Origin of the sequence: Bradyrhizobium uaiense (assembly GCF_010811875.1) — a bacterium.
GTDB lineage: Bacteria > Pseudomonadota > Alphaproteobacteria > Rhizobiales > Xanthobacteraceae > Bradyrhizobium > Bradyrhizobium uaiense.
Map to the genome: position 1 here is coordinate 1 of NZ_VKHP01000104.1, position 24238 is coordinate 24238.

22 protein-coding genes are annotated in these 24238 nt (G+C 64.0%); 6 read left to right on the top strand and 16 right to left on the bottom strand.

Going from position 1 to position 24238, the window contains the following annotated elements; all coding sequences use genetic code 11:
* Both FNJ47_RS23485 and FNJ47_RS23490 read left to right on the top strand, forming a co-directional pair.
* On the top strand, positions 1-1189 hold a 1189-nt coding region (locus FNJ47_RS23485; RefSeq protein ID WP_163157363.1), incomplete at its 5' end, for a S8 family serine peptidase.
* Positions 1190-1743: 554 nt separating this feature from the next.
* Entirely contained in the window at positions 1744-2256 is a 513-nt protein-coding gene (locus FNJ47_RS23490; protein WP_163157365.1) for a TIGR03809 family protein, read from the top strand.
* Positions 2257-2315: 59 nt separating this feature from the next.
* On the opposite strand, the gene FNJ47_RS23495 is transcribed toward FNJ47_RS23490, so the two are convergent.
* The 7 genes from FNJ47_RS23495 to meaB form a co-directional block, all read right to left on the bottom strand.
* Positions 2316-3686 (bottom strand): TIGR03808 family TAT-translocated repetitive protein, encoded by a 1371-nt coding sequence (locus tag FNJ47_RS23495; RefSeq protein WP_163157406.1) that lies wholly within the window; start codon positions 3684-3686, stop codon positions 2316-2318.
* Positions 3687-4052: 366 nt separating this feature from the next.
* Positions 4053-5540 carry a magnesium-translocating P-type ATPase gene (gene mgtA, locus FNJ47_RS51495; RefSeq protein WP_236000065.1) on the bottom strand — a complete coding sequence of 496 codons (1488 nt, stop codon included), beginning with the start codon at positions 5538-5540 and terminating at the stop codon, positions 4053-4055.
* The gene (locus FNJ47_RS51500) at positions 5525-6283 is read right to left on the bottom strand and encodes an HAD-IC family P-type ATPase (RefSeq protein WP_236000066.1); all 759 of its coding nucleotides are present in this window, start codon (positions 6281-6283) and stop codon (positions 5525-5527) included. The genes mgtA and FNJ47_RS51500 overlap by 16 nt, the downstream gene beginning before the upstream one ends.
* On the bottom strand, positions 6234-6689 hold the full coding sequence (locus FNJ47_RS51505) for a cation-transporting P-type ATPase (RefSeq protein ID WP_236000067.1): 456 nt from the start codon (positions 6687-6689) through the stop codon (positions 6234-6236). Before FNJ47_RS51505 ends, FNJ47_RS51500 begins: the two co-directional genes overlap by 50 nt.
* A gap of 466 nt (positions 6690-7155) precedes the next feature.
* The gene (locus FNJ47_RS23505; protein WP_163157367.1) at positions 7156-8595 is read right to left on the bottom strand and encodes an FAD-binding oxidoreductase; all 1440 of its coding nucleotides are present in this window, start codon (positions 8593-8595) and stop codon (positions 7156-7158) included.
* 196 nt (positions 8596-8791) lie between these two features.
* Complete coding sequence (locus tag FNJ47_RS23510; protein WP_163157369.1) at positions 8792-9487, bottom strand: pyroglutamyl-peptidase I; 696 nt, start codon at positions 9485-9487, stop codon at positions 8792-8794.
* Positions 9484-10476, bottom strand: coding sequence for a methylmalonyl Co-A mutase-associated GTPase MeaB (gene meaB / locus FNJ47_RS23515; protein WP_163157371.1), 993 nt, complete (start codon positions 10474-10476; stop codon positions 9484-9486). Before meaB ends, FNJ47_RS23510 begins: the two co-directional genes overlap by 4 nt.
* Positions 10477-10634: 158 nt before the next feature.
* On the opposite strand from meaB, the gene FNJ47_RS23520 reads away from it, so the two are divergent.
* Positions 10635-11105, top strand: coding sequence for an SRPBCC family protein (locus tag FNJ47_RS23520; protein ID WP_163157374.1), 471 nt, complete (start codon positions 10635-10637; stop codon positions 11103-11105).
* 15 nt (positions 11106-11120) lie between these two features.
* On the opposite strand, the gene FNJ47_RS23525 is transcribed toward FNJ47_RS23520, so the two are convergent.
* The 9 genes from FNJ47_RS23525 to FNJ47_RS23565 all read right to left on the bottom strand — a co-directional run bounded on the left by FNJ47_RS23525 (position 11121) and on the right by FNJ47_RS23565 (position 19223).
* A complete protein-coding gene (locus FNJ47_RS23525) occupies positions 11121-11888 on the bottom strand; it encodes a DUF3298 and DUF4163 domain-containing protein (RefSeq protein WP_236000069.1) in 768 nt (255 codons plus the stop codon).
* A 73-nt stretch (positions 11889-11961) separates the two neighbouring features.
* A complete protein-coding gene (gene scpA / locus FNJ47_RS23530; protein ID WP_163157376.1) occupies positions 11962-14118 on the bottom strand; it encodes a methylmalonyl-CoA mutase in 2157 nt (718 codons plus the stop codon).
* Between the two features lie 12 nt (positions 14119-14130).
* Positions 14131-14601 (bottom strand): GFA family protein, encoded by a 471-nt coding sequence (locus FNJ47_RS23535; protein WP_163157379.1) that lies wholly within the window; start codon positions 14599-14601, stop codon positions 14131-14133.
* Entirely contained in the window at positions 14598-16472 is a 1875-nt protein-coding gene (locus FNJ47_RS23540) for a methylmalonyl-CoA mutase family protein (protein ID WP_163157381.1), read from the bottom strand. Before FNJ47_RS23540 ends, FNJ47_RS23535 begins: the two co-directional genes overlap by 4 nt.
* A 105-nt stretch (positions 16473-16577) precedes the next feature.
* Positions 16578-17069 carry a 2-amino-4-hydroxy-6-hydroxymethyldihydropteridine diphosphokinase gene (gene folK, locus FNJ47_RS23545; protein WP_163157383.1) on the bottom strand — a complete coding sequence of 164 codons (492 nt, stop codon included), beginning with the start codon at positions 17067-17069 and terminating at the stop codon, positions 16578-16580.
* Complete coding sequence (gene folB / locus FNJ47_RS23550) at positions 17062-17442, bottom strand: dihydroneopterin aldolase (protein WP_050403309.1); 381 nt, start codon at positions 17440-17442, stop codon at positions 17062-17064. The genes folK and folB overlap by 8 nt, the downstream gene beginning before the upstream one ends.
* Positions 17439-18293 carry a dihydropteroate synthase gene (gene folP / locus FNJ47_RS23555; protein ID WP_488226094.1) on the bottom strand — a complete coding sequence of 285 codons (855 nt, stop codon included), beginning with the start codon at positions 18291-18293 and terminating at the stop codon, positions 17439-17441. Before folP ends, folB begins: the two co-directional genes overlap by 4 nt.
* Positions 18294-18394: 101 nt before the next feature.
* Positions 18395-18802 carry a DUF4332 domain-containing protein gene (locus FNJ47_RS23560; RefSeq protein ID WP_018270650.1) on the bottom strand — a complete coding sequence of 136 codons (408 nt, stop codon included), beginning with the start codon at positions 18800-18802 and terminating at the stop codon, positions 18395-18397.
* A gap of 55 nt (positions 18803-18857) precedes the next feature.
* Positions 18858-19223: a DUF2267 domain-containing protein gene (locus FNJ47_RS23565; RefSeq protein ID WP_163157387.1), complete on the bottom strand. Its 366-nt coding sequence runs from the start codon at positions 19221-19223 to the stop codon at positions 18858-18860.
* A gap of 356 nt (positions 19224-19579) precedes the next feature.
* Here FNJ47_RS23565 and FNJ47_RS23570 point away from each other — a divergent pair, with 356 nt between their 5' ends.
* From FNJ47_RS23570 to FNJ47_RS23580, 3 genes are read left to right on the top strand one after another with little or no spacing between them, the layout of a single operon-like run.
* A complete protein-coding gene (locus FNJ47_RS23570; RefSeq protein WP_163157389.1) occupies positions 19580-21199 on the top strand; it encodes a helicase HerA-like domain-containing protein in 1620 nt (539 codons plus the stop codon).
* Positions 21200-21248: 49 nt separating this feature from the next.
* The gene (locus tag FNJ47_RS23575) at positions 21249-22562 is read left to right on the top strand and encodes a glycosyltransferase family 87 protein (protein WP_236000068.1); all 1314 of its coding nucleotides are present in this window, start codon (positions 21249-21251) and stop codon (positions 22560-22562) included.
* 10 nt (positions 22563-22572) lie between these two features.
* Positions 22573-23973, top strand: coding sequence for a M20/M25/M40 family metallo-hydrolase (locus tag FNJ47_RS23580; RefSeq protein ID WP_163157391.1), 1401 nt, complete (start codon positions 22573-22575; stop codon positions 23971-23973).
* Positions 23974-24238 lie beyond the last annotated feature (265 nt).

Below are 24238 nucleotides of genomic sequence, written 5' to 3' on the forward strand. Positions count from 1 at the left end.
GGAGCCCCAGCCCGCCGCGCTCGCGCGCCGCCCTGGCCTGGCCCGGCTCGCCTCGACGAACCTCCCGCTGCTGGGTACGACGACCGGCCTGCTCCGCGTCGCCGGCAATCGTTCCACCGACGCGGTGAGCCGCGAGTTTGCAAGCGACGGCAGCGTCCGCTCCGTGCAGCCGAACTACCGTTACGCGCTGCAGGACCAGAAGCCGGCAGCGGGCGGGAGCGATCCGGCGCAATATCCGGCGGCGCAGCTTCACCTGGCGGCGGCGCACAGACTGGCGCGCGGGATGAATGTCACCATTGCCGTCATCGATTCCGGTGTCGATGCCGCCCATCCGGAGTTGGCGAACACGGTTGCGGATACGTTCGACGCGCTCGGCAGCAAGGAAGGCCCGCATGCGCACGGCACCGCCATTGCCGGCGCGATCGCGGCGCGCGTCCGGCTGACGGGGAGCGCGCCGGAAGTGCGCATCCTGGCGATCCGCGCCTTCGGTGCGGCCGCTGCTGGCGCCGAGAGCACCTGCTATGTGCTGCTCAGGAGCCTCGACTACGCGGTGGCGCACGGCGCGCAGATTGTGAACATGAGCTTTGCCGGACCGAAGGACGCCTTGATCGCGCGTGCCGTAGCCGCCGCGGCGGCGAGGGACGTCGTGCTGGTTGCTGCGGCCGGCAATGGCGGCCCGACATCGCCGCCGCTGTATCCGGCCGCCCTTCCCGACGTGATCGCGGTGAGCGGCATCGATGCCGGCGACCGGCTGATGGCGGCCTCGAACCGCGGCAGCTATGTCGCGCTGGCGGCACCGGGCGCCGACATTCTGGTGCCGGTGCCTGACGGCAAATATCAGGTGATGTCGGGCACCTCGTTTTCGGCCGCGTTCGTCAGCGGCATCGCGGCCCTGGTGCTGGAGCGCAATCCGGCACTGAAGCCCGCCGAGGTGCGCAGGATCCTGACCAGCACGGCCCGCGATCTCGGGACACCGGGTCGTGATGATCTGTTCGGGGCGGGTAAGGCGGATGCGCTCGGCGCAGTGATGGCCGCGACGAGTGCTGCTGTCGCCTCCGCCGTGGACAAACCGTCGCAGCCTGCACAGGACGCGGACAGCAATAACACTTCCGTGAGCCGCGCGGCGAATGAACCGGCGCCGTCGATCGCATCGGACGATTCCACTGCTAATCGCCGTGCCGGGCAGTGATTTTCGACGCTGAACGCCTGCAATGGTGCGATGGAACCGCGCGGCGCAAAGGTTAAAAAAATCGCCGACGATTTGAACGTCCGCCTTCCTCTCACGACTTATGTGTGTGGGAGCGGTTTATCCCTCCCCGGCTATATCAGGCGCGAGCGCCCATCCACCCCAAGCGCCCATATGGCTTTGACCCGTCCGGTTGTCCCCCCGGACGGGTCTTTGCTTTCTGGGGCACCCTCGCATCACCGGCTTGGCCGAACGCCGCCGACGCGGCGTCGCGCGATCGCGACCCGATGTCGGGCGCGGGGCAGCGGCGACTCTTTGCTGTGGATCATCCGGCTGTGCGGCGCACGAAAGCGATGCGCATCGCCACCATGCAAGTCGATACTTGACGATGGTTCGGGCAAGAAACTCCGTAGTCGAGCGGACTTCTCTCATCGCCCGTTCGCGATTAAGAATTTAGTTAGACTTTATTTACCTTTTCCACAGAATATCAGTGTCACGTCCAGTTGATTCGGTTCGGTTGCGTCTGCGTCCGTTTCTTTCCCTGCGGGCAAGTTTCAATGACACATCGGACCGACGTGGCCAGAGGCCAGGAAATCGTTGCACGTTGGTGCAACCTCGCCGAGCAAAGGCTGGAACACCTCACCGAACTGTTCGAGACCGGACGCTGGCGCCGCTATCACAGCGAGCAGGCCTTTCTCGAGAACATCAGGGAAGCGCGGGCCGCGGTCGAGATCTGGCGTGAATTGCTGACGCGCGAAGCCTCCCTCGACAATTCGCCGATCGACCTGTCGTGGCTCGGCCGCGGCAAGTCGATATTGCCGCCGCCTTACATCTCGTCAGCGCCCTATGTCTCGCCGGCGCCGGAGCGCCGGTCGGACGCCGCGTCATTGGCGGAGGCCGCGATGACCGCGGTCGCGGCCGCGCTCGAGACGGCGGCCGAGGTGCTGGAGGAGCCCCCCAGCGTGGCCGACGCGCCTCCGCTGGAGATGCCCCCTCCGGCTGCGCGGCCGCCGGTGCTCGATCTCGACACTATCCAGCGGCGCTATCCGCTGCTGCGCAACGCGCTGTAGAGCATGATCCGGAAAAGTGTGAAGCGGTTTTCCGAAAGATCATGCTCACGCAATACGCGCTAGCGCCGCACCGCATTCGCGCCGACCACGAGCTGGGCATATTGCTGGGCGCCGCCCGCCGACAGATCTGACGTGATCGGGCGGGCGTGGTCGAGCCCGACCACCGCGCCGCGCGGGGTTTCCGAGATCATGTTGTTGTTGATCAGCGCGGAGCCCGCGCCCGGCACCACCGAGACGCCGATGCCGACGGGAGCCTTGCGGATCACATTGCCCGTGATCGCGACGTCGCGCAGGTACTGGCCCCAGCCGGCGACGATGCCGAAGGTTGGCGCGTTCTCGATCACATTGCCGGTGACGGCGCTGTCCGCCTCGACATAGATGCCGATGCCGGCGCCGTCATTTGGGTCGGTACCGACGGGACGCTTCGGCAGCAGATTGCGAATGATGTTGCCCTGGACCACCGCGATGCGGCCGCCCTCGTTGAAATTGCACACGGAGACGCCGATCGCCGCGCCGTCGACGGTGTTGTTGGCGATCACAGCGGCCTCGAACGAGAACTCCGAATAGAGCGCGACCTCGCGGACATTGCTGACGCTGTTGTCCGTGATGTGGATGTTGGAGGCCGAGTTGCCGCGCACCGCCGAGAAGTCGCAATTGCTGATGCGGTTGCCGCGCACGATCACGTTGCCGGCGCGGAAGGCGTTGATGGCGTTGCCGTACTGCCCGGAGCCGCCCGGGCCGGCCTTGATGTCCTCGATGCGGTTGTCGGCGACGATCGAGCCGTCATCGCCGATCGCGGTGCGCAGGATCTCGATGCCGTTGTCGTTGGTGCCCTTGATGGTGTTGCGTGCCACCATCAGGCCGAGCGCGTCGAACGACACCAGCGCCGTGCTCGCGATGTCGGTGAAGATGTTGTTGCTGACATCGCCCGACATCTGTTCGAACCAGATGCCGCTGCCGCCGCTGCCGATGAACTGGCAATCGGTGATGCGGATGTCGCGGCCGGACAGGCAATGCACGAGGCCGCGCCGCGCCGGCAGCGGAACCTTGCCGCCGTCGAAGCTGAGACCCATCAGCACGACGCCGCCGGCGCCTTCGCCTTCCAGCATCGAGGCGCCGCCGTTGAACACCAGCCGGCTGGCGCCGCGCACTCCGATCAGCTGGCTGCCCGGCGCAAGCCGCAACAGGCCGGTGCGATAGACGCCAGGCGGGAATGCCAGCGGCACCTGCGCACGCGCGGCATCATCGATCGCGCGCTGCAGATTGCGGGTCTGATCGTCGGGGCTGCCGGGGCGAACGCCATATTGCGTGACGTCGCGGCCGAGCGAGCCGGCAGATTGCGCGGCGCGCGCCGCATCCGGCGACATCGCAAGCGCGCCGGCTGCGCCGACGGCAGATGCCCCGATGAGATGGCGGCGATTGACGTCCATGGGCATGGCCCTCGCCAAAGCGTTTTCAAGCGAAGCGGGTACCGGTTCGCGTGAAGAAAACGCGTCAAAACAGGTGCGAGCGGTGACGTTCGCGCCCGAGTGGTAGCGCGAAATGCGGCGCCGCATGGTGAATGCGCCGACGCAGCGGGGCGATTGTTGGCGGTAGGGTTAATCCCGGGTGCAGCCGACTGGAAGCCACATGCGCGGGGCATGACAATGGAGAGGATATACAACCGCGTTCTCGCGGCGTGAATCGCCCGAGCTTTGCGTTTCATTTGACCCTCTCGAGAACGGAGGGCGCAGGGAAAGCCGGGGGCCGATCGGGCCTCGACGCATCAGCGAAAATGTCTCGCGGCGAAGAACCGGCTAGAGTCCCCATCTCCTCGTGAACCAAACCTTCACGAAGTGTGTGATCGCAGCGTAAGTTACGAGCATCGTTGCAACCAGCGGCCAGTAGCTCCACGGCAGAGGCACGAAGCCCAGCGCCGATCCGGCCCAGGTGAAGGGCAGCGTCATCCCGATCGTGCAGATAATCACCGTCGTCGCAATAAGCGCCGGACTTGCATGGCTCTCGATAAAGGGAATTCTCGCCGTCCTGATGATGTGTATGATCAGCGTCTGGGTCAGCAGCGACTCCACAAACCAGCCGGTCTGGAACAGGGACGGATTGTTCCAGGCATCAAAGACAAAGAGCATCATTCCATAAGTTGCGTAGTCGAATATCGAGCTGATAGGGCCGATGAAGATCATGAACTTGAAGATGTTGCCGATGTCCCACGTCCTCGGTGATGCCAAATACTCCTCGTCGACATTGTCCGTCGGAATGGTCGTCTGCGAAAAATCGTATAGCAGGTTGTTGGTGAGCACCTGGATCGGGATCATCGGCAGGAAAGGCAGGAAAATGCTTGCCCCGAGCACGCTGAACATGTTCCCAAAGTTCGAGCTCGCGCCCATCTTGATGTACTTGGTGATGTTGGCGAAGACTTTTCGACCCTCGGTGACACCCTCCTGAAGGACGAGCAGGCTCTTTTCGAGCAGGATAATGTCCGCGGATTCCTTTGCGATATCGACCGCTGTGTCCACGGAAATCCCGACATCCGCGGCTTTCAGAGCCGGACTGTCGTTAATCCCGTCGCCCAGAAATCCGACCACATGTCCCTTGGCGTGGAGGGCCCGCACCACTCTTTCCTTCTGCTCAGGGTTCAGCTTGGCAAAAACCGTGGTATGGCCAGCGACTTCCGCGAGTTCGGCATCGCTCATCTGCGCGATCCTGCTACCCAGCAGAATTTCGCCGGTTTCCAATTGAACCTCACGGCAGATCTTGCGCGTGATGATTTCGTTGTCGCCCGTCAGGACCTTCACCTGAACGCCTTTCCGGGCCAACGTCGCGATCGCTTCCCTGGCGCTCTCCTTCGGCGGATCGAGGAAGGCGATGTAGCCGAGTAACGTCAAATCCGCCTCGTCCTGTACCGAATAGGCTGTCTTCGAAGGCTCCATCTCCCTATAGGCCACGGCGACGACGCGAAACCCGTCGGAGTTGAGCGCGACAGTCTGCTCCTTGGCGCCCTCGAAATGGGTCGGGTCGAGGCGGCCGACCTCGCCCTTAAGGCAATAGCTCGAACACGTGGCGAAGATCTCCTCGACCGCGCCCTTGCAGATCAGGAGATGCTTTCCGTCGTTGCGCGCGACCACCACCGACAGCCGGCGGCGTGTGAAGTCGAACGGGATCTCGTCAACCTTCGAATATCCTTCCTGGACGCGGAACGCCCGATCGAGTTCGGCGTGCGCGAGCACCGCCTTGTCCAGAAGGTTTCGCAGTCCCGACTGGAAGTGGCTGTTCAGGATGGCGTACATGAGCACATCATCGGAATCGTTTCCGTCGATATCAATGTGCCGCTTAAGGATGATCTCCGGTCCTGGGTTAATGTGCCGGTCTTGTCGGTGTACAGCACGTCCATCGCGCCGAAATTCTGGATGGCGTTGAGGCGCTTGACGATCACCTTCTTGCGCGACATGGCGATTGCGCCTTTGGCGAGATTGACCGTCACAATCATCGGCAACATTTCCGGCGTGAGCCCGACCGCCACGGCCACCGCGAACAGCAGCGCCTCCAGCCAATCATGCTTCGTGAAGCCGTTGATCAAGAAAACGATAGGCACCATCACAAGGATGAAGCGGATCATCAGCCAGGTGAACCTGTTGATGCCCTGGTCAAAGGCTGTTGGAACGCGCCGGCCTGCGATCTCGTGAGCCAGCTGCCCGAAAAAGGTGCGCCGACCGGTTCGCAAGATGATCCCGGTACCATAGCCGGACACGACATTCGCTCCCATGAAGCAGATATTCGGCAGGTCAAATGGGTCTTCGCACTCCGCAGTTCCTGGCTGGGCGTGCTTCTCGGCCGGCATGGAGTCTCCGGTCAGGACGGATTGATTGACGAACAGGTCCTTGGCTTCGAGTAGACGCAGATCGGCCGGGATCATGTCTCCGGCGGAAAGTCGCACCACATCGCCGGGTACGAGATGATCAACGGGAAGCTCGGAGAACGGATCATCCGACTGTCCTGGCCTGCGCCTGACACTCGCGGTGGTGTGAACCATGGCACGCAGCTGGGCTGCGGCCTCGTTGGACCGGTGCTCCTATAAATGCCGTTGTAATCGCCAGGACCACCATCGTTGCGATCACGATGGCAGCACGTGCATCTCCCAAAAAATAGGAGACCGCCGCCAGTGTCAGCAGCAATCCGTTTAAGGGATTGCGCGCACGATTCCAGATCTCTTCGGGAATTGTCGGCTTGCGCTCCCGCGCAACGAGGTTGGGCCCAAATTTCTTGATCCGTGCTGCCGCCTCTGCGTCGATGAGCCCTTCCGGCGTCGATCCCATTCTGGCGCAGGCTTCATGAGGCTGAAGCCGGCTGATCGCGGCGAGCATGCCGTCGCATGCGCCTTCGACTTCTTCATCGACGAGGCTGTAGGTCTGCTTGGTTGGCTTCGAGAAGAAGTTCATGGGAGACTTAAGTCAGAATTCAACGGGAACTGCTGCCATTAAAGCGATATTTGGCAGCGCAACCTTGCGCCAAATCAAAGATTGCGGTCACGAGCGGCTCGACGCAGACTTGAACATTCCGTTTCTGAACGGCACAGCGCGTTTGCGTTCTGCACGCCGACTGGGTGGAGGCAAATGGCTTACGTTCGGCCAATTCGATGCTGACGACCCGTGTCGGACGTAGGGGACGGCGGCTCTATCGAGACGACCCCTGTAAAGCCATGACATCAACCATCCGCATCGTATAACGCAGGGCAGGAACTATCGCTTACGCGCCGGTGTTGAGGCATTGGCAGACCTCAAACGATGCCCTGATGCGCCGTCGTAGGGTAGAGCGAGCGAAACCCATCACCCAAAGATCGAAATGGTCGGGCAACAGCGAGGGGTTTCGCCAGAGCTCAGCGGCGGTTTGCTACCTTGTCTGTCGTCAGGCCGCCGGTCGCTGCGCGGATGGCTGGACGTTCTGGTTCAAGCGGAACAGGTTGCCGGGATCGTATTTTGACTTCAGTGCCGTGAGACGCGGGTAGTTCGCGCCGTATGCATTGGACACGCGATCGGTTTCGTCCTCGGGCATGAAGTTGACGTAGACGCCGCCGGTTGCGTACGGCGCGGTTTCGGCAAAAAGCGTCCGCGCCCAGTCGATCGAGCGTTGCTTGTCGCTGGATTGGCGCCAACGCGTATGAACATTCATCGCAAAATTCGCGCTGCGATGAGGGTAAGCCGTTGCGTCGGGCGCCACACGGCTGGCCGCTCCGCCGAGCTGCCCAATGAAGATTTCGCACTCTTCGGTCGGAAGCCGCGGAACCTGACTAACGAGGACATCCAGGAGGCCGTCGCCGAGATCGGCAAAATTGTGCGACTTCCAATAATTGCAGGCACCCGGGGTCAGCAACGGGTCGAAGGCACGCTGCCAGGCGGTGAAGGGCTGCATGCCGACCACATCCGCAATCGGCGTTCCCAGCCCGCGCAGTGGAGCCAAAGCACGATTTCCGTCGCGCTCATCGCCGACATAACAGACCGCGAAGACGAGAATTTCCTTGCCGTGAATGTCGGCCGGAAGGAAGGGAAGCGGCGGAGCCTTTCTGAGGACCACCCATTGCGTGAGTTCGTCGGGGGCCTTGGCTGCGATCTGGCGATAGCCGGCGAGAAGTTCTCTTGCCCGGGCAAAAGGATGGACAATCAGGCCGGCGAGGACCATGGGTCCGACTGGGTGCAGGCGAAATTCGAACGAGCTCACGACACCGAAATTGCCGCCACCTCCGCGTAGCGCCCAAAACAGGTCGGGGTTCTCGTCTGAGCTCGCCTGCACGAGCTTGCCGTCAGCCGTTACGACGTCGGTCGAGATGAGGTTATCGACAGCCAGTCCGAACTTGCGGCTGAGCCATCCAAATCCGCCGCCAAGCGTGAGGCCGGCCACGCCGGTCGTCGAATTGATGCCGAGCGGAGTAGCCAGTCCGAAGGCTTGCGCCTCCCCGTCGAAGTCGCTGAGGGTCGCGCCGGGTTCCACGCGCGCGGTCCGGCTAGCGGGATCAACCCGCACGCCGCGCATGAGCGAGAGGTCCAGCAACAGACCTCCTTCGCAAACGGCATTCCCGGCAATGTTGTGGCCACCGGCGCGCACGGCGAGCAAGATGCCGCGCTCGCGCGCGAAAGTGACGGCATGCATGACGTCTGCGGCACCTCTGCAGCGGACCACCATGCTTGGGTGGCGGTCTATCATCGCATTCCAGATCGAGCGGGCTTCATCGTAGCCCGCTTCCTGGGGCAGACAAACAACCCCTCGCAATGTCTGTCGCAAGGTATCGAGAGTGTCATTACCAAGCACAATCGCCCCGCCCTGTAGCGAGGCCAGCCGGATCTCGGTCATGGTATCTCCTCCAATGGCGCGGAGATGAGGTCCGGCAGGCGTCGGCCCGCATCCCTGGACAAAATCAGTCAAAAGTTCCGGACAATTTCAACCGACGATCGTCAAACGATCGCGTCCACGGCCGTCAGCTATGTGTTGTCGTCTGACGGTACCCTTCGGCCTGTCAAAGGCCGGTTCCTGCTCAACGTGAGTCCGCTCAGCGAAGGAAAGGTTCACGGCCAAGGCTTTCTTTGGCAGGGCTTTGTGATCGGCGCACGGCCTGCCGGGTCAGTTTCACCAGCTCCATCAGCATGGCTTCGCCGGCATCGACCAGCGCTTCCAGCGTGATGGATGATCTGCCTGGTGCAGCCGTTCCGTCATGGGCGAGCGGCGGAACATGGACGAACTGTGCGAGGCGCAACTCGCTTTCGTCGGTCACGGCCTCGATCGCGCGCCAGCTCAGATAGTTGCAGAGATAGCTGCCGGCATCGCGGGAGGCGCGCGCATCGATACCCGTCATCAGCGCCGCGCGTAGCAGCTTTTCGGTATGCGGCCCGAACAGTTGCGCATCAGCGCCGCTTGCGATCGATCCCTTGCGCGCATGCTGGCGGCCGGCATCGGGAAAGCGCGTCGTCACCGCATTGCGGGCGCGGCTTTCGATCCGCAGATGCGCGCTGCGGCCGGCGAGGCCGAACATCAACAGTGCCTGCGGGCGATGCCTTGCGATCAGTTCCGGCAATTCGCGGTCGACGGCAGCATAGGTGACGTCGAAGATGTGGCTCGTCAGTGTGACGTCGTCGAAGGCAGGGCGGCGCAGCGCGGTCAGCCGCTTCACCAATGGCATGGTCGGGTTGAACGGCGCACCCGGGAACGGCCCGAAGCCGGTGAGGAGGATGCGCAGCTTCGCGCTCAATGCAGCATCTCCGCGATCTGCTCGGCGGCGACCGCGGGCGAGATGCGGCCGCCGGCGACCTCGGCTTCCATCTTCTTCACTTTGGTGCGGATCGCAGCGTCCGAGCGCAGCCGCGCCATCATCCGGCCCTCCAGCATCGACCACATCCACTTCACCTGCTGCTCCCTGCGGCGGCCTGCGAACTCGTCTGAGGCGGTCATCGCGGCGCGGTGGTCGAGGATCTTCTGCCAGAGCCGGTCGAGCCCGGTGCCGGTCAGTGCGGAGTAAGTTTCGACCGGTGGATGCCAGTGCTCGGAGCGCGGCGCCAGGATGTGCAGCGCGCTGCGATAGTCGGCGGCGGCGAGATTGGCGCGCTTGAGGTTGTCGCCATCGGCCTTGTTGATCGCGATCATGTCGGCGAGCTCGACCAGGCCCTTCTTGATGCCCTGCAACTCGTCGCCGGCACCCGGCAGCATCAGCGCCAGGAAGAAGTCGGTCATGTCGCAGACCGCGGTCTCGGACTGGCCGATGCCGACGGTCTCCACCAGCACGACGTCGAAGCCGGCGGCCTCGCACAGCAGCATCGCCTCGCGGGTTTTCGCCGCGACGCCGCCGAGCGTGCCCGAAGAGGGCGAGGGGCGGATGAAGGCCTGGTCGGAGACGGCGAGCCGCGCCATCCGCGTCTTGTCACCGAGGATCGAGCCGCCGGTGCGCGCCGACGACGGATCGACCGCCAGCACCGCGACCTTGTGGCCGTGCTCGATCAGGAACATGCCGAGCGCATCGATGGTGGTCGACTTGCCGACGCCGGGCGAGCCGGTGATGCCGACCCGCACCGCCTTGCCGGTGTCGGGCAATAAGGCCTGCACCAGCTCGCGCGCCGCGGCCTGGTGATCGCCGCGCCGGCTCTCGACCAGCGTGATCGCCCGTGCCAGCGCGGCGCGGTGACCGGAGCGAAGGTCCTTGGCGAGGGCGCGGATGTCGGGAGAGGCGGGCTTCGAGGCGGTCATGGTCCTGCTTTACAACGGCTGCCGGTTGCAGGCGAGGGCGGAGTCCGCGCTCATCCCAGATCAGTCACGAGATCGGAAATCGGGTGGGCGCGCCTGACGCCATACGGTTGATCAGGGCACGCGCCGCATCACTGCGGATCAACATTCCGGAGCCTGCCATGACCCGAGCCTATTACAGCACCGTTCTCGACCATCCGCTTGATACCGTGTGGTCGCTGATCCGTGACTTCAACAATTATCCCGCCTACATCGAGGGTGTCAGCGAAAGCGTGATCGAGGACGACAGGCGCGGCGACGAGGTCGGCGCGATCAGGCGCTTCTGTTATCTCGGGCTTTGGGTCAGGCAGCGCCTCGCCGGTCACTCGGACACCCAGCATTCGCTGACCTATGCCAGCATCGAGCCACTGCCGTTTCTGGCGGATACCGGTTCGGACGTGCCGCAGCCGACCCATTACGAGGGCACGATGCATCTGCTGCCGGTCGTCGAGGGCGATCGCACCTTCATCGAATGGTCGGTCAAGCTCGATACCGCGCCAGGCGATGCCGATCGCTGGCACGCGCAGTTCCAGGCGTGGATCCCGGACTGGACCGGCTCTTTGGTCCGGGCGCTGGCGCGTCAGCCAGGCTGAGGTCTGCTCAAGCAGCTATTGCTGCTGATCGTCTTCGTCCGCCTTCGGCCGCGCACCGGCGAAGATCTTTGCGCCTTCCGGCGTCAGATAAGGCTTCAGGGACTCCCACGGCACGAAGATCACATACTGGCCTTCGGCGTAGGGGCCGACGGCGGAGGGCGGATAGTGGAAGGTGAGGCCGGAGCTCTTGCCTGACACGGTCGACGGCGCCAGCGTCACGGCGCCGATCTTGAGCAGGGTCGGCTTGAGCTCCTTGTACCACTCGGCGGTCGCGGTCTCGCCGGCATCGCGCCGCTTCTTCTCGGCGTTGAGCGCGGCAATGACGGCCTTGCGCATCGCCGCTAGCGTCGGGCCGTTGTCAGCGGTCTCGGTGAAGAACGGACGGATGCTGATGCGCTTCTTCTCCGCCGTGTCCCACAGGATGGTGTTGACGTCGGAGTTCGGATGCGCGCCCAGAGTGTTCATGTAGTCGTCGCGCAGCACGCTGACATAGCGGCCGTCGACGACGGAGCGCACCGAATATTTGCGCTCGAATGAATAGCCGCCGCGTTCCTTGAACAGCTCAGGCTCCTGCTTGCGGTCGGCCGCAGCCTCGGCGGCCTGCTTGTCGATCCATTTCTTGCCCTCAGTGAGGCAATCGGCCGCCAGCGCGCTATCCGCCTTGATCTTGTCGTCGAGATAAACGCTGGCCTCGATGCTCGCGTTCTTGATCGCGGCATCGGGTTTTGGATCGGCTGCACGCGCCGGAAGGCAAAGGCAAGCCAGCAGGCCGGCAAGGCCCATGATGCGGGCAGGCGTCATCGAGCGTGCGGCGCGCATGGAAAACTCCAGGTGGGAGATGGCACGCGCGGCAGCGTTACTCTGCCGCCGCGCTATGGCCGAGCCTCGTGTTGAGCTTGTGGATCAGCTCCTCGGCGGCGTCGGAGATCACCGTGCCGGGCGGGAAGATCGCCTCGGCGCCGGCCGCATACAGCGCATCGTAATCCTGCGGCGGCACCACGCCGCCGATGATGATCATGATGTCCTCGCGGCCGTGTTTCTTCAGCGCGGCTTTCAGTTCCGGCACTGCGGTGAGATGGGCCGCGGCGAGCGAGGAGACGCCGAGGATGTGGACGTCGTTCTCGACCGCCTGCCGCGCGGCCTCGTCGGCGGTCGCGAACAGCGGCCCGATATCGACGTCGAAGCCGACATCAGCGAAGGCGGAAGCGATCACCTTCTGGCCGCGGTCATGGCCGTCCTGGCCGATTTTTGCTACCAGGATGCGCGGACGGCGGCCCTCGGCTTCCTCGAAGGCGTCGATCAGCGCCTGTACCTTTTCGACCTTGTTGGACATCGCCGCTGCCTCTCGCTTGTAGACGCCGGTGATGGACTTGATCTCGGCGCGATGGCGGCCGAACACCTTTTCCATGGCGTCCGAAATCTCGCCGACGGTGGCCTTTGCGCGCGCGGCATCAATGGCCAGCGCCAGCAGATTGCCGTTGCCTTCGCCCGCCGAGCGGGTCAGCGCAGCCAGCGCCGCATCGACGTCCTTCTGGTTGCGCTCCTTCTTCAACCGCGCCAGCTTGTCGATCTGCAACCGCCGCACGGTGGAGTTCTCGACCTTGAGCACGTCGATCGGCTTCTCGTTCTCCGGCTTGAACTTGTTGACGCCGATCACCGCCTGCCGGCCGGCATCGATCCGCGCCTGGGTCTTGGCGGAGGCTTCCTCGATCCGCAGCTTCGGCACGCCGGCCTCGATCGCCTTGGCCATGCCGCCGAGTTCCTCGACCTCCTGGATATGGCCCCAGGCCTTCTTCGCGAGGTCCTGGGTCAGCCGCTCGACATAATAGGAGCCGCCCCAAGGATCGATGATGCGGTTGGTGCCGCTCTCCTGCTGCAGGAACAATTGCGTGTTGCGGGCGATACGCGCCGAGAAGTCGGTCGGCAGCGCCAGCGCCTCGTCGAGCGCGTTGGTGTGCAGCGACTGGGTATGGCCTTGCGTTGCCGCCATCGCCTCGATCGTGGTGCGCATCACATTGTTGAACACGTCCTGCGCGGTCAGCGACCAGCCCGAGGTCTGGCAATGCGTGCGCAGGCTGAGCGAGCGCGGATCCTTCGGGTTGAATTGCTTGAGCAGCTTGGCCCACAGCAGCCGCGCGGCGCGCATCTTGGCGACTTCCATGAAGAAGTTCATGCCGATCGCCCAGAAGAAGGAGAGGCGGGGCGCGAAACGATCGACGTCGAGGCCGGCGGCCAGGCCGGCGCGCAGATATTCGACGCCGTCGGCCAGCGTATAGGCGAGCTCGAGGTCCTGCGTCGCGCCGGCTTCCTGCATGTGGTAGCCGGAGATCGAGATCGAATTGTATTTCGGCATCCGCTGCGAGGTGTAGGCGAAGATGTCGGAGATGATCCGCATCGAGGGCGCGGGCGGATAGATGTAGGTGTTGCGCACCATGAACTCTTTCAGAATGTCGTTCTGAATGGTGCCCGACAGTTTCTCCGGCGGCACGCCCTGTTCCTCGGCGGCGGCGACGAACAGCGCGAGGATCGGCAGCACCGCGCCGTTCATGGTCATCGACACGCTCATCTGGTCGAGCGGAATGCCGGCGAACAGCGTGCGCATGTCGTAGATGGAATCGATCGCGACACCGGCCATGCCGACGTCGCCCGAGACGCGTGGATGATCAGAGTCGTAGCCGCGGTGGGTGGCGAGGTCGAACGCCACCGAGAGGCCCTTCTGTCCCGCCGCGAGGTTGCGGCGATAGAAGGCGTTGGAATCCTCCGCCGTGGAGAACCCGGCATATTGCCGGATCGTCCAGGGCTGATTGACATACATAGTCGGGTAGGGGCCGCGCAGATAGGGCGCGATACCCGGCCAGGTATCGAGGAAGTCGATGCCTTCGAGATCGGCCTCGCCGTAGACGGACTTCACCGGAATGCCCTCGGGCGTCAGCCACGGCTCGGCGCTTGCGGCCGGCGCGGCGGCAGCAACGGGCTGGAAGGCGACATCGGCGAAATTGGGAATGCGGGTCATTCCTTGGATTCCTTAGTCATGATCCGGATGCTGATGGCTGACGATGGTCGCCATCTTGTCCGGTCCGTAATTCTGCATCGTGGTCTGGCTCGGCAGATTGGCGATGCCGACCACCCAGCCTTGACGGGACTCGGTTCCGAATTGCTGGGTCGGGATCACCCGGTCGGGCCGGTCGAAGGCGCCGGTCATGATCTCGATGCGGGGACCGTCGATCCGGCGGAAGCTGAGCGGCGTGCCGCAGGCGGCGCAGAAGTCGCGCTCGGCGATCGAGGATGATTTGAACGACGCCGGCTTACCCCGGGTCCAGGCGAAATCTTCTTTGTTGATGTCGGCGAAAGAGGCGAATGGCGCACCGGAGGCCTTTTGGCACATCCGGCAGTGACAGATGCTGACCCGGTTCGGTGCCGCGGACACCGCAAAGCGCACGGCGCCGCACTGGCAACCGCCGGTCAGAACGGGTTTCGCTGGTGTCTCTGCCGTCATGCCTGCTCCATCCGCCGATAGGCGTCGCGCAATGTCGCCAGCGCATCACCGCCGGCGAAGACGAATTCACCAATGCCGGCCGCCCGCAGCGCCGCTTCCTGGTCGCCGGGCCGTCCTGCCAGATAGATATGCCTTGCTCCGGCGCCGTGAAGGGCCCTGGCGGCCTCGGTGGCGCCGGCGGCATAGACCTTGTCCGAGGAACAAATGCACGCCATCGGCGCGCCGGAGGCCTTGAAAGCCGCGGCGAGCGCCGCCGCATCGGCAAAGCCCTCGCTGTCGATGGCCTCGATCCCGCCGGTCTCGAAGAAGCTCTTTGCGAACGTCGCCCGCGCCGTGAAGTCCGCGGCCGTACCGAGATTGGCGAGGAAGATCTTCGGCCGCGCGCGGTGCGCCTTCAGCGCGGCGTCCGACTTGTCGCGCAGCGCCTCGAACGGCTCGGCGAGCCGCATCGGCGCGAGGGCGTCGAACCTGATCTTGGTATTGGCGGTCGACATCGGCGCTGACGGCTTCACGTCCAGCACCGCGAGGACGTCTTCGTGCAGGTTCGGGAATTCGCTGGCGCCGGTCAGCACGTCGCGGCGCTTCGCGACATTGGCTTCGCGCTGCGCCCGCGTCGCGGCGACTTTCTTTTGCAGCAGCCCCTGCTCGAGTGCCGGGAAAATGCCGCCGGCCTTCTCGATCTCCTGGAACAGCGTCCACGCCGCTTCGCACAGCTGCGAGGTCAGCGTCTCGATGCCGCCGGCGCCTGCCGCGGGATCGGAGACCTTGGCGAGATTGGACTCCTCGAGCAGCACGAGTTGCGTATTGCGCGCTACGCGCCGGGCGAAATCGTCCGGCAGACCGAGCGCCAGCGTGTGCGGCAGCACGGTGATCGCATTGGCGCCGCCGAGCCCGGCGGCAAAGGTTGCGATCGTCGCGCGCAGCATGTTCACGTTGGGATCGCGCTGGGTCAGCATCCGCCAGGCGGTCTGCGCGTTGACGAAGATCGGCTTCGGGGTGAGGCCGCAGGCTTGCTCGACCCGCGCCCACAACAGCCGCAACGCGCGGAATTTCGCCATCGTCAGGAACTGGTCGGCATCGGCGCTGAGCCGGAACGAGACGCCTGTCCGTGCCGCATCGAGATCGAGACCTGATGCTTCCAGCATGCGCAGATAGGCGAGGCCGAGCGCGAGCGTGAAGGCGAGTTCCTGTACCTCGGAGGCGCCGGCGTCATGCACCGGCCGGCCATCGGCCAGCACGAACGGCCCCTTGAAGCCGCGCTTGATGAGGCCGTTGACCACCTGGCCGAATGGCTTTTCGTAGTTCGGCCAGGCGATGGCCGCAGCCCCCCGTACGGCCATGGTGCTGAGCGCCTGGTAATTGAAATGCAGGTCGAGCTTGGCCGGATCGAGCTTGCGGGCCTCGACCATATCGGCAAACGTCTCGCCGGCGTTCTCGCGGCCGATCACCGGGTTGAGCGCGATCATGATGCCGGCATCGAGATGGATGCCGCCACAGGCTCGCGCCAGCGTCTTCTTGCTGGCGTCGGCGAGGCCGAAGCCGCGCGTGCCCGGACCACCGGCGAACTCGAATTCGAGGCCGGTCGCGCCGTTCTCGAGATCTTGCAGCGCCTGCGCATTGGCCGCTGCGGCATCGGGATGGTCGACCCGCTGCAGGATGTGCCAGGGGGTCGCGGCGGCGCGGCCGGGAAGCGGGCTTGAGTTGGTGGCGCGGCGGTAGATCGGGTCGATCTTGAGACCATCATAGGTCTTGCCGACCAGCTTCTCGAACGGGGCGCCCTTCAGCACGCCGTCGACCAGCTTGCGCCAGTCGTCATAGGTCGCTGCTGCAAAATCCGAAGCCAGAGGCAAATCGTCAGTCGAGGTCGTCATCCGCCCAAATCGTCCTTCACCGGCCCCGCGAGGGGTCCCTTGATTTGGCCGGAAATTGCCACGGGCGGGCGGCCAAGCCAAACTTTTGTTTGCGGTCGCTCGGCTTTAATCGAGGTCCGCAAGGCGGAAAATACCGTCGGTCGAGAGCCCTGCCAGCGCATCGGCGACGCGGCGCCCGGCGATGATGCGGTCGGGAACGATCTCGGCCAGCGGCACCAGCACGAAGGCGCGCTCGAACAAACGCAGGTGCGGCAGCGTCAGTTCCGGCTTGTTGAGTGTGATGTCGTCATAGGCGATCAAATCGAGGTCGAGGGTGCGTGGGCCCCAACGCTGCTCGTTCTTGCGGTCGCGGCCGAATTTGGTTTCGATCTTGTGCAAGGTGAACAGCAGCGCATGCGGATCGAGGCTGGTGTCGATCTCGATGCAGGCATTGATGAAGCTGTCCTGCTGCTGCTCGCCCCAGGGCGGCGTCGAATAATCCGACGAGCGCGCCACGAGCGCGGCCTGCGTCATACCGCAGATATTGGCGATCGCCTTGCGAAACGTGGCGCGGACGTCGCCGACATTGCCGCCGAGTGCGATCAAGACGTCAGCCATGTGGAAGCGGATGGCGCGAGCGGGTCAGCACCACGCCGACATCGTCGAAGATCGCGGCGATCGGCGCATGCGGCTTGTGCACGGTGACCTTGACCGCCCTGACGCGCGGGAAAGAGGCCAGGATGTCCTCCGCCACCGCGCCGGCGGCGCGTTCCAGCAGCTTGTAATTGGTGTTCTTGAAAGCCGAGGTCGCGGTCGCCACCACGTTGGAATAGGACACCGTGTCGGAGAGGCGGTCGGTGCGCGAGGATTCCGAAAGGTCGGTATAGAGCTCGAGGTCGATGACGAAGCGCTGCCCGACCTCGGTCTCATGTTCCATCACGCCATGGCGGGCATGGATGACGATCCCGGTGATGAAGATCGTGTCGGTCATTGTTGTCCCTCGATGGCTGCGGCCACCCGCAGCGCCTGAACGGTTTCCGCGACGTCATGCGCGCGGATGATGCGGGCGCCGTTCTGCGCGGCGATCAGGTGCGCCGCGATCGAGCCGCCGATCCGCTGCTGCGGCTCCGACGGCACGACCGTGCTGATGAAGCGCTTGCGCGAGGCGCCGACCAGCACCGGCAGGCGAAACGCGTCGAGCTCTGATAGTCGCGCCAGCGCCATCATGCTCTGCTCCTGGGTCTTGCCGAAGCCGATGCCGGGATCGAGCACGATCTTGTCGGGCGCGATGCCGGCGCTCGCCGCGATCGCGAGCGAGCGTTCAAAGAAGCCGGCGATGTCCTGCATGATGTCGATCGCGGGATCGGCACTCTCGCGATTGTGCATGATGATCACGGGCACGCCGCGCGCGGCGACGACGGCCGCCATGCCGGCATCGCGCTGCAGGCCCCAGACGTCGTTGGCGATCGCCGCGCCCTGGTCGAGCGCCCAGGCCACGACCTCTGATTTCATGCTGTCGATCGAGATCGGCACGCCGAGCGCGATCACCTCGGCGAGCACCGGCTTCAGCCGCGCCATTTCAGCCTCGGCGGTGACCGGCTGCGAACCATAGGGGCGGGTCGATTCCGCGCCGATGTCGATGATGTCGGCGCCGTCAGCGATCAGCTTGCCGGCCTGCGCCAGCGCCTGTTCGGGTGCGATGAACCGGCCGCCGTCGGAGAACGAGTCCGGCGTCACGTTCAGGATACCCATCACCGCCGGATAAGGCCTCGACAGCAGCGCCGGCAGCCCCGCTGATACGGCCGGGCCGGTCGCCGCCGATGCTATGGGCCTGGTTGCCATCATGCGGTGGCTTTGCGCTGACCGCTGCGGCAAGTCAAGGTGTGGCGATGATGGCTGGTGCCGGCGGCCGCTCGAGCGGTTAAGACTGGCTAATAGGTGAGCTAATAGGTGATTTTGGGAGGCAGCTTGCGTGCCTCTTCAATCAGCAGCTCGACTGACTTCTCTGAAGGCATCACGCGGACGAGCTTACGCCGCACATTGGCGTCCTTCATGCTCTGCGCCAGCCGCGACGGGTTGCGGTGGGCGAGTTCGCGCACGGTGGTGACGCCGGCGGCGCGGACCAGGCCGACCTTCGCCTTGCCCATGCCGGGAATCCGCATGTAGTCGGAGATGTTGGCCCATTCGAGCAGTTGCTGTTCACTGATCCCGGTCTTGGCGGCGAGCGCCTTGCGTCCCTTGACGGTGCGGGCGGCTTCAAGCAGCGCGTCGGTCGTGCGGATACCCTGCGATTTCAGTTTGGTGGCACAATAGGCGGACAGGCCTTCGATCTCGGAGAGGGGGTATGTCATGATACTCGTATGCAGGTAGAAGGGAGCGCAGGTGCAGGGGCGTGGGGAGTGTGCTTCAGGCAAACTGGCTGAGGCCCGGCGTCCCCGAGATGATCTCGCCCATTTGATCCGCTCCGATTTTGTCGCGGCCGAACCTGAAAAGTTCACGCGCGATGTTCTGAATCTCACCCATGCTCAATCCGAGTGCCATCAGCCGGGTGCCGACAGCCATCAGACCGCCGCCCATCAACCGCGATAGACCACCGCTGTTGTTGGAGGCGGCGATTGCCGCTTCGGCGCCGGGGATTTGGTCGATCAGAGCCTGGACTTTGTCGGAAGGTCCCTCGTTACGGAGGAAACCCAGAACGATGCCGATGGTTTTTTCAGCGACAGCGCCATCGATGCCGGCCTTCGCGGCCAGCTGTCCAACCAATTCGTCCATCTTGCCCCGCCTCAACCGGACTTTGCCGGATCGTTCTTCTGGATTTATCTTGAGCGCCTGTGTCACGAAATACAAGCGATCCGCGCATTTCAGTTCGTATTCTTTTTTCGATCGCGCTGGGACTGTGGCCTCGCTGCAAGAGTGAGCGGCGGATTCACACCATCTTGTCGCAATGCGCAATGCCTTTCGTCACTTTGCCGGGAATAAAATATGAGGAACTGCTGGCGCGACAATATACATCGGCATCCGCTGACGGTTTCAATCGACCGGCAAGATGCAATATGATGGCGTAGGTTCGTGCGCCGAACCGGGTTCGACGATTGAAGCGATCTAGATTTGCGCGAAGAGGCGAAGCGATGGCGAGCTCCGACAACAAGTTGGCGGATACAGACGAGAAGATTTTTATCGGCAAGGGCGAGCAGGCGGCTTGGCTGACGCTGGCGCTGGCCAACCGGCATGGGCTCGTCACCGGCGCAACCGGAACCGGCAAGACCGTCTCGCTGCAAGTCATGGCCGAAGGATTTGCGCGCGCCGGCGTTCCGGTCTTCGCAGCCGACATCAAGGGCGATCTGTCCGGCATCTCCGAAGTCGGCGAGGCCAAGGATTTTATTGTGAAGCGCGCCCAGGAAATGGGCCTGACCTTCCAGCCGGACCAGTTCTCGACCGTGTTCTGGGACGTGTTCGGCGAGCAGGGGCATCCGGTGCGCGCCACCATCACCGAGATGGGACCGTTGTTGCTCGCGCGGATGCTCGATCTGAACGACGTGCAGGAGGGCGTGCTCAATGTCGCCTTCCGGGTCGCTGATGAAAATGGCCTCGCGCTGATCGACATGAAGGATCTGCGCGCCCTGCTGGATGCGATCGCCCCCGACGGCAGCAAGAAGGGCGCCGATGAAGGGGAAGATCCGCTGGCGTCGATCCGCAAGGCCGCTCAGAGCTATGGCAACGTGTCCAAGGCGACGGTCGGAACGATTCAGCGTCAGCTGCTGGTGCTCGAGAACCAGGGCGGCGCAAAGTTTTTCGGCGAGCCGGCGTTGACGCTGAAGGATTTCATGCGGACCGACCGCGACGGCCGCGGCATGGTTAACATCCTCGTCGCCGACAAGCTGATGCAGAGCCCGCGGCTTTACGCCACGTTCCTGCTCTGGATGCTGTCGGAACTGTTCGAGGAATTGCCGGAGGCCGGCGACCTGCCGAAGCCGAAGCTGGTGTTCTTCTTCGACGAGGCGCATCTGTTGTTCAACGACGCGCCGAAGGCGCTGATGGACAAGATCGAGCAGGTGGTACGGCTGATCCGCTCCAAGGGCGTCGGCGTCTATTTCGTCACGCAAAATCCGATCGACGTGCCGGACAAGGTGCTGGCACAGCTCGGCAACCGGGTGCAGCACGCGCTGCGTGCCTTCACGCCGCGCGACCAGAAGGCGGTCGCCGCGGCCGCGCAGACGTTCCGGCCCAATCCGAAGCTCGACACCGCGCGGGTGATCATGGAGCTCGCCAAGGGCGAGGCACTGGTGTCGTTCCTCGAAGGCGGCGGCACGCCGTCGATGGTCGAGCGCGTCATGGTGCGGCCGCCGTCGGCGCGGATCGGGCCGATCACGCCGGAGGAACGCAAGGCGATCATGGATGCGAGCCCGGTGAAGGGCAAATATGACACCGCGATCGACGCCGAATCCGCCTACGAGATTATCCAGAAGCGTCTCGCCGGCGGCGCCGCGTCGGCGGAAGGTTCAGGCAGCGAGGGGGGCGGCATCCTCGGCGAGATCGGCGCCATCGCTGCCGCGATCTTCGGCACCAATGTCAAGCGCGGCCGGCTCTCGACCGGGCAGGTGATCGCACGAAACGTCACGCGCTCGGTGACCGACAAGGTGGTCGGCGGCGTGGTCGCGGATCTCGGCAAATCGGTCGGCGGTTCGGTTGGCGGTTCGATCGGTCGCGCGCTGGTGCGCGGCGCGCTCGGCGGCTTGCTGCGCCGATAATATTAGAGGTATCATCTCAGCGTTTTCGTTGTCCGTTTGGATCGAATCTTTGCTGAGATATCCGTCGCTGAAGGCGCCCTCTCATCTGTTGTTTCTGGTCTTCTGCATCGGACTGATCGCAGATGTTCTGGTCCCCGAGATATGGGGGCACGGCAAGACGAAGGATTATCCATTGTGGTTCTGGGCCGGACAGCGGGTGCTGCACGGCCAGAGCCTCTATCCCGTCGATTCCGCCGGCTATTTCGAGTTCATCTATCCGCCGCTACCGGCGGTGCTGCTCGCGCCTCCGGCATTCTTCGGCAAGGTCCCGCTCTACCTTTGCCTTGGCCTGCTCAATGCCGTGGCGGCGTGGATGGTCGCGCAGTTCTCGCATGCGATGGCGGGGTCAGGCCGCGAGCCGGGGCCCTGGCTGGAGGCGCTGCCGGGCTGCGTCATGATTACCTTCGTCCTCGACATCTTCGACCTTGGGCAGCCGAACCTGCTTCTGCTCGCGATGATGCTCTGCGGCTTCTGGTTGCTGCGGGGCGGGCGGCCGTGGCTTGCAGGCGGCATGTTTGCGCTGGCCACCGCAATCAAGGTGTTCCCCATTGCGGTGTTGCCCTATCTGGTCTGGCGCAGGCGTTGGGGCGCGATCGCCGGCATGGCCGCGTTTCTGGTTTTCTTCCTGTTCATCCTGCCGGCGCCGTTCCGTGGCTTCCAGCACAACGTCGCCGAATTGAAGACCTGGTACCGCGGCATGGTCGGGACGAACTCGGCCGAGGGGTTTGGCCAGCGGGCCGAGCAGAACTGGTCGTCGGTGAACCAGTCGATCATCGCGGTATCGCACCGGCTGCTGCGGCCGCTGAACTACAATCAGGACGATCCGCACAAGCCGCCGCGCTACATGAATCTCGTCGATCTCGACTTCGCGGCGGCGAACTGGATCACCGTCGCGGTCTGCGCCCTGATCGGGATCGGCTACATCTGGGTGATGCCGCCGGCATGGCTGCGGACCGAGAAGTCGGACGCGGAGGAGATCGGCATCCTGTTCTGCCTGATGACGGTGGCTTCGCCGTTGGCGCGGGAATATTACTTCGTCTGGTTGTTCTTCCCGATCACGGTGTTGATGCATCGTGCGGTCTATCATCCGCGGCCTAAGGTGCGGACCGGAACCTGGATCATGCTTGCGGTCGTTTGCGTCCTGCTCGGATTCTCGTTGCCGGTGTATCCGGTCGCGCTGCAGGCTTACGGCAACAATCTCGCCGCGACCTTCGTGCTGATCGCGGACCTCGCCTGGCACCTCAAGTCTACGCCCAAGCAAAATGGAGAAGCTTTGCCTCAGGCGCCCGGCGCGCTACAACTCGGCCCAACGTCCAACCAATAGGATATCCGCGATGTCCAACGCCAAGTTGCAGCCCGTCCTCGACCGCATCGATGCCGATTTCGACAACAGCCTCGAGCGGCTGTTCACGCTTTTGCGCATCAAGTCGATCTCGGCCGATCCGGCCTTTGCCAATGACTGCAAGGCGGCTGCCGATCATCTCGCCAAAGATATCGCAACCCTCGGCTTCAGGACCGAAGTGCGGCCGACCGCGGGCCATCCGGCCGTGGTGGGCAAATTGAACGGCTCGACCGACGGGCGCCCGCATGTGCTGTTCTACGGGCACTACGACGTGCAGCCGGTCGATCCCTTGAATCTCTGGCACCGTCCGCCGTTCGAGCCTGTGGTGACCGACCATGCCGACGGGCGCAAGATCATCGTCGCGCGCGGCGCCGAGGACGACAAGGGTCAGTTGATGACCTTCGTCGAAGCGTGCCGCGCCTGGAAGACGGTGACGGGCTCGCTGCCGGTCGACATCACCATCATCATCGAAGGCGAGGAAGAGATCGGCTCGAAGAATTTCGTGCCGTTCCTCGAGGCCAACAAGGCAGAGCTCAAGGCCGACTTCGCGCTGGTCTGCGATACCGGCATGTGGGATCCGAACACGCCCGCGATCACGACCTCGCTACGCGGCCTGGTCTATGACGAGGTCAAGATCAAGGCCGCCAATCGCGACCTGCACTCCGGCGTGTTCGGCGGCGGCGCGCAGAACCCGATCCGCGTGCTGACGCGGATCCTCGGCGGTCTGCATGACGAGAATGGCCACATCACCATCCCCGGTTTCTATGACGGTGTGAAGGATCTGCCGCCGGACATTCTGGCGCAGTGGAAACAGCTCAATCTGACGCCGGAAAGCTTCCTCAAGCCGATCGGCCTTTCCGTGCCGGCCGGCGAAAAGGATCGGCTCCTGATCGAGCAGGTCTCCTCGCGCCCGACCTGCGACATCAACGGCATCATCGGCGGCTATACCGGCGAAGGTTCGAAGACGGTGATTGCGGCCGAGGCGTCAGCGAAGGTCTCGTTCCGCCTGGTCGAGGGACAGAATCCCGAGAAGATCCGAGGCGCGTTCCGCGACTATGTGAAGGCACGCCTGCCGGCGGATTGCAAGGCCGAGTTCACCGATCATTCCAGCGCGCCGGCGATCGCGCTCGACTGGAACATGAAGCCGCTCGCGGCCGCCCGCCGCGCGCTGACCGACGAATGGGGCAAGGAGGCGCTTCTGGTCGGCTCCGGCGCCTCGATCCCGATCGTCGCCGACTTCAAGCGCACGCTCGGCCTCGATAGCGTGCTGGTCGGCTTCGGGCTCGACGACGACAACATCCATTCGCCGAACGAGAAGTACGACCTCAAGAGCTACCACAAGGGCATCCGTTCCTGGGCGCGGATCCTGGCGGCGTTCGCCGAGGACAAGTAGGGCGACGGCATCGCTTCGCTGCCCTTTCAACAACATCGGGAAAATCTCGACCCGTCATCCTGAGGTGCTCGCGGAGCGAGCCTCGAAGGATGCGCGGCCCGACCGGTGGTGGTGCATCCTTCGAGGCTCGCAAGAGCTCGCACCTCGGGATGACGAACATTGACCGGTTACGGGAGGGAGGACCGCACGTAAAAACGCCGCCCGGAATTGGGCGGCGTTTTGATTCTGAACGTGCAGAGGGTGTTGGCGGATAGCCTACCCGAAG

Excerpts from the sequence above, each read along its gene's own strand:
- FNJ47_RS23490 (WP_163157365.1), top strand. The coding sequence starts at position 1,744 with ATGACACATCGGACCGACGTGGCCAGAGGCCAGGAAATCGTTGCACGT.
- FNJ47_RS23495 (WP_163157406.1), bottom strand. The coding sequence starts at position 3,686 with ATGGACGTCAATCGCCGCCATCTCATCGGGGCATCTGCCGTCGGCGCA.
- mgtA (WP_236000065.1), bottom strand. The coding sequence starts at position 5,540 with ATGTACGCCATCCTGAACAGCCACTTCCAGTCGGGACTGCGAAACCTT.
- FNJ47_RS51500 (WP_236000066.1), bottom strand. The coding sequence starts at position 6,283 with ATGGTTCACACCACCGCGAGTGTCAGGCGCAGGCCAGGACAGTCGGAT.
- FNJ47_RS51505 (WP_236000067.1), bottom strand. The coding sequence starts at position 6,689 with ATGAACTTCTTCTCGAAGCCAACCAAGCAGACCTACAGCCTCGTCGAT.
- FNJ47_RS23505 (WP_163157367.1), bottom strand. The coding sequence starts at position 8,595 with ATGACCGAGATCCGGCTGGCCTCGCTACAGGGCGGGGCGATTGTGCTT.
- meaB (WP_163157371.1), bottom strand. The coding sequence starts at position 10,476 with ATGACCGCCTCGAAGCCCGCCTCTCCCGACATCCGCGCCCTCGCCAAG.
- FNJ47_RS23520 (WP_163157374.1), top strand. The coding sequence starts at position 10,635 with ATGACCCGAGCCTATTACAGCACCGTTCTCGACCATCCGCTTGATACC.
- FNJ47_RS23525 (WP_236000069.1), bottom strand. The coding sequence starts at position 11,888 with ATGGGCCTTGCCGGCCTGCTGGCTTGCCTTTGCCTTCCGGCGCGTGCA.
- scpA (WP_163157376.1), bottom strand. The coding sequence starts at position 14,118 with ATGACCCGCATTCCCAATTTCGCCGATGTCGCCTTCCAGCCCGTTGCT.
- FNJ47_RS23535 (WP_163157379.1), bottom strand. The coding sequence starts at position 14,601 with ATGACGGCAGAGACACCAGCGAAACCCGTTCTGACCGGCGGTTGCCAG.
- FNJ47_RS23540 (WP_163157381.1), bottom strand. The coding sequence starts at position 16,472 with ATGACGACCTCGACTGACGATTTGCCTCTGGCTTCGGATTTTGCAGCA.
- folK (WP_163157383.1), bottom strand. The coding sequence starts at position 17,069 with ATGGCTGACGTCTTGATCGCACTCGGCGGCAATGTCGGCGACGTCCGC.
- folB (WP_050403309.1), bottom strand. The coding sequence starts at position 17,442 with ATGACCGACACGATCTTCATCACCGGGATCGTCATCCATGCCCGCCAT.
- folP (WP_488226094.1), bottom strand. The coding sequence starts at position 18,293 with ATGGCAACCAGGCCCATAGCATCGGCGGCGACCGGCCCGGCCGTATCA.
- FNJ47_RS23560 (WP_018270650.1), bottom strand. The coding sequence starts at position 18,802 with ATGACATACCCCCTCTCCGAGATCGAAGGCCTGTCCGCCTATTGTGCC.
- FNJ47_RS23565 (WP_163157387.1), bottom strand. The coding sequence starts at position 19,223 with ATGGACGAATTGGTTGGACAGCTGGCCGCGAAGGCCGGCATCGATGGC.
- FNJ47_RS23570 (WP_163157389.1), top strand. The coding sequence starts at position 19,580 with ATGGCGAGCTCCGACAACAAGTTGGCGGATACAGACGAGAAGATTTTT.
- FNJ47_RS23580 (WP_163157391.1), top strand. The coding sequence starts at position 22,573 with ATGTCCAACGCCAAGTTGCAGCCCGTCCTCGACCGCATCGATGCCGAT.